4 protein-coding genes are annotated in these 4,617 nt (G+C 61.2%); all 4 read left to right on the forward strand.

Annotated features, from left to right (window positions below):
• The first annotated feature begins 35 nt into the window (after positions 1-35).
• On the forward strand, positions 36-1,136 hold the full coding sequence (locus tag ABYO54_RS14315) for a HEAT repeat domain-containing protein (RefSeq protein WP_372808927.1): 1,101 nt from the start codon (positions 36-38) through the stop codon (positions 1,134-1,136).
• A gap of 327 nt (positions 1,137-1,463) precedes the next feature.
• A complete protein-coding gene (locus tag ABYO54_RS14320) occupies positions 1,464-2,033 on the forward strand; it encodes an RNA polymerase sigma factor (RefSeq protein WP_372808928.1) in 570 nt (189 codons plus the stop codon).
• Complete coding sequence (locus ABYO54_RS14325; RefSeq protein ID WP_372808929.1) at positions 2,030-4,141, forward strand: von Willebrand factor type A domain-containing protein; 2,112 nt, start codon at positions 2,030-2,032, stop codon at positions 4,139-4,141. Before ABYO54_RS14320 ends, ABYO54_RS14325 begins: the two co-directional genes overlap by 4 nt.
• A 63-nt stretch (positions 4,142-4,204) precedes the next feature.
• Positions 4,205-4,617, forward strand: a 413-nt coding sequence (locus ABYO54_RS14330) for a hypothetical protein (RefSeq protein ID WP_372808930.1), incomplete at its 3' end; no start/stop codon positions are given.

Consider the following 4,617-nt stretch of genomic DNA (forward strand, 5'->3'; position numbering starts at 1 on the left):
CCTCGGGTGACTGACCCCTCGGGTGAGGTGAAATTATGAAAAGATATATTTACATGGGACTCGGGGCTGTTGTCCTGTGCAGTGTTGCGGGGGTCGTGATGAATCGCGCGGCTTCACTGGAACCGCAAAAATCCGGTGTGGTGGGATCCGGGTTCGATTCGGTTTTGGATAAAACCGCGAAGAGCGCCGCGCCATCCTCGCCGGAGGAAAAGGTGTCTCTCTCTGAGCAGGTTCCGGTTATGGCCGCCCCGCAGGTTTCGGATGCGGTGAAAGCGTTGACCGATCCGAAAACGAACTATGCAGATCGGCTCGAAGCGATGCGTAAGCTGGGGCATGAAATCAATTCGACCGATCGGGCCGCCTTGATGGAGTTTCTGGCATCGGACGCGCCGAACGACGGCCGTATGCGTTCACTGGCGTTTTATTCGATCAAGAACGATACGCTGGAGCTACTGCTGCGCCAAAGGGAACTGCCGGACGGTATGGGTGAGCTGTTGACGGGCGTGGTGTCGAATCCCGATCAAAACGGAACGTGGCGGAACTATTGCATACAGTTTATGGCGCCATTTTATGAGCGGCAGTCGCAGGCCGAAGGTCTCGGTTCGGGTGGGGTTCGGCAAAATAATCTAGGACAAAATGATTCGTTGCGGAGGGGAACCGATGCGGCTGGAAGAGGGCCCATGGGGGGACCTGTTTCCGGTCTGAATCGTCCGGAAGATCGTGAGCTTGAGGCGATTCGCGAAGCGCTGTGGGCGGCGTTGGGCGAGCGGGATAATTCGAATGCCGGAACGGCGCTGTTGGCGCTCCATACGCTTGCGCGGAACCATTCGGAGTTTGATCGGGGGCAGATCGATGCCGCCATGCTGGAGTTGGCGAGCGATGAAGCCGCAACGGTTGCAAACCGCATAAGCGCGTTACGCCTTTGCGGGGAGAGCGGCAATACGAACGCCTTGGCAACCGCCCGCACCCTTGCCGGCAGCGGCGGGACCACCCTGCTCCGCTGCGCCGCCATCGCCACCCTCGGAGAGATCGGCGAAGAGCAAGACCTCGCCCTGATCGAAACCTATGCGGCGTCGAGTGACAAGCGCATCCGGCAGATCGCCCAAACCACCTTGGCCAAGCGATCTCGCGAGTAGCGAGAAAGGGGGCCTTAAAGCAAGGATCCTGTCTCAACGGACAACGGGTCAGAATGTTTTCGATATCGAAGATTCGGCCCTGCGGGCACTTATCTGTGATATTCCCTGCCCGTCATTACGGCTTCGGGGCTAAAGCATCTATTGGATTTTGGCTTGCAAAGACGCACGTCCGAGACGAGCTCTTTTTTCTGGAAACGGATCTTGCCAATAATTTTTCCGCGAATTTATTTCTCCCTTCTGCAAAGATGGTTCGAGCGACAGGCGTATCCATGTTGCCGGCCGGGTGGCCGGTACGGCTTTGGAACAACGGGTTGGAGGATTCTTGGAATGATGGACATGACCAAACGGCGGGAAGACCGTCCATCCGATGATCCCGACTGCCGACCTTCCATTCCCACCCTGGAGGACGCCATGGAACAATATCAATCATCCCTGCTGCGCTACGCCACCCGCGTATTGAACAGCGAAGACGCCGCGCAGGATGTCGTGCAGGAAACCTTCATCCGCCTGCACGCCAGCCTCGAAAAAATCTCGACTCGCGGCGTGCCGCTCAAGGGCTGGCTCTACCGCACCACGCACAACGCCGCGGTCGATTACATCCGCAAGGAGTCCCGCCGCCGCAGCCTGCACGACCGCCAGTCGAAACAGGCCGACCTCTTCGCCAACGATCCCGAAGCCCAGCGCACCCGCGACGAGCGGCAGGCGCTGGTGATGCGGCACCTCAACACGCTGAAGCCGAAAGAGCGCGAGGTGCTTGTGCTCCGCCTTCAGGAAGGCATGTCCTACAAAGAGATCGCCGAAATCTTGAAACGCTCCGAGGGCTACGTTGGAACCCTCATCCACCACGCAACGAAAAAGCTCTCCCAAAGCCTGCGCCAGGCGGGGGTGGTATCATGAAAAACTGCAAACCCTTCGAAAAACAACTCGTCGCCTATCTCCACGGCGAACTCAACGAAACCGATGCCGCCGCGCTCGACCGCCACCTCGAAAGCTGCGCCGCCTGCCGCGCCGAGCTCGCCGCCCAGCGCGCCACGCTCGACCTGCTCGGCGAAGCCCTTGCGGCCGCGCCCGCCCCCGCGCAACTCGTTGCCAAGCGCGATATCCCGCATCGGCCCGCCGCGCACCGCACGACGCTGGCCGACTATTGGTACAGCCCGCAGTTCCGCGCCGGGCTCGTGACCGCCGCCACCGCCAGCATCTTCGTCTTCATCAGCCTCAGCTTTGTCGTCGTGCAGGTGGTTAAAAAGGAATCCCCCGCCTTTACCGCCGACGAAGTGGCCATCGAGGTGCCGGCGCCCCAGGAGCCGCACGTGGAACTGCAGAAGCTGAAGGTGCCCCAACTTGAAAAGTCGGTTGCCCAATCGGCCCCCAAACCCAAGCTCAAAAAGCAGGTCGTTGCCAAAAGCTCGCCGACCTTCAAAGCGGTTCCTGTTCCCGAAGCCGCGCCGATTATTTCCGCCGAGGCTTTGGGCGATGAGGGGTTGGTGGCATCGCTCGGCTTTTCTTCCCAACCCTGGGGGCAGGACAAGGGGGTCGGCGAGCCGCTGGTACGTCGCGGTGTTTGGCAAGCCACGCCGGCCGAGTTCAACACCGAACAGTATGACCGGATCGTGGACAACGCCTTCAAGGATGCGATGGACAACCCGCTCTCGACCTTCTCGATCGACGTCGATCGCGCGGCCTACGCCAACGTCCGCCGCTACCTGACCGGCAACCGCCTGCCGCCGCCCGATGCCGTCCGCATCGAGGAGATGGTCAACTATTTCGAATACGACTATCCGCAACCGTCGGGCGAAGATCCGTTCGCCGTGTCGATGGAAGTGGCCGACTGCCCGTGGAACCAGGCGCACCGGCTCGCGCTGATCGGCCTGCAGGGGCTCGACATCGAAACCCGGAACCTGCCGCCGAACAACCTCGTCTTCCTGCTGGATGTGTCCGGCTCCATGAACGCTCCAAACAAGTTGCCGCTGCTCAAATCCGCCATGCGGTTGCTGGTGAACCAGCTCCGCCCGGAGGACCGCGTCGCGATCGTCGTCTATGCCGGCGCGGCCGGGTGCGTGCTCGAACCGACCGCCGACAAGGCCCAAATCTTCGATGCCATCAACCGGCTGAAAGCGGGCGGCTCCACCGCCGGCGGCGCGGGCATCCGGCTCGCCTACCAAACCGCGCAGGACCACTTCCTCCCAAACGGCAACAACCGCGTCATCCTCGCCACCGACGGCGACTTCAACGTCGGCGTCAGCTCCGACGGCGACTTGACCCGCCTGATCGAGGAAAAGCGCAAGTCCGGCGTCTTCCTCTCCGTCCTCGGGTTCGGCACCGGCAACCTGAAGGATTCCAAAATGGAAAAACTGGCTGGCCACGGCAACGGGAACTATGCCTACATCGACGACATCCTCGAAGCCAAGAAGGTGCTCGTCAACGAAATGGGCGGCACCCTCGTCACCATTGCCAAGGACGTCAAGGTGCAGGTCGAATTCAATCCGCGCCAGGTCAAGGCCTACCGCCTCATCGGCTACGAAAACCGCCTCCTGGCCAAGGAGGATTTCGACAACGACCAAAAGGACGCCGGCGAGCTTGGCGCCGGCCACACCGTCACCGCGCTCTACGAGCTCGTTCCCGCCGGGGCCGGCGAACCGATCCGCCAGGCCGGAAAACTCAAATACCAAAAGACCAAACTCATCGACAGCGACGACCTGATGACCGTCAAGCTGCGCTACAAGCAACCCGGCGGCATCGCCAGCAAGCTCATCGTCCAGACCGTCAAGGCCGACGACCTGAACGATCTGCGGGCGGGCGCCAACATCGGGTTTGCCAGCGCCGTTGCCGAGTTCGGCCTGCTGCTCCGCCGCTCCGAGCATAAAGGCGCCGCCAACTACGGCGAAGTCATCCGCCGCGCCAGGCAAACCCGCGGCGCCGACGTCGAAGGCTACCGCGCCGAGTTCATCCGCCTCGTCGAAAAGGCGCAAATGTTGGATTCGGAGGCGGTATTTCTTGCGGAATAAAATCCGCAAAGGCATCTTGTCATCGGGCAATGTGCGGCCCGGGTTCACCGGGGAAGGGGCACCGTGAGACAAACCAAAAAGAGGGGATCGGACGAAGCGCAACGACCGTTCGCGGCGAAACGCGACTATCGGTTTCACGCCGGATGGGTGGGCCCGCGCTTCAAGGCGTTCGTCGCCACCGGCATCATCTTCGCGCTGTTCTTCCTGCTTTCGGGAATGTTGGTTGTCTTTCATGTGGTCCGCAAGGAGGAGATGCACTTTTCTCCTCCAGAACCGATTCCCCGCCCCAACGTGCTCCTGAAAAAACTCAATGTTCCGGTCCAGGTTAAAACCGAGGACCAGGAGGCCCGCACGCTCCGGGAACGGCAGGTCGCGGACGAGATTGCGCCCGAGCCGGCGGCCGCTCCCGTTGAGCGCCCGAAAATGAAGCTGAAAAAACCGCAGGTACTGGTTCGGAAGAGCGCAAAGCCCAAAAC

Source organism: Pontiella sp. (genome assembly GCF_041622395.1).
Lineage (GTDB): Bacteria > Verrucomicrobiota > Kiritimatiellia > Kiritimatiellales > Pontiellaceae > Pontiella.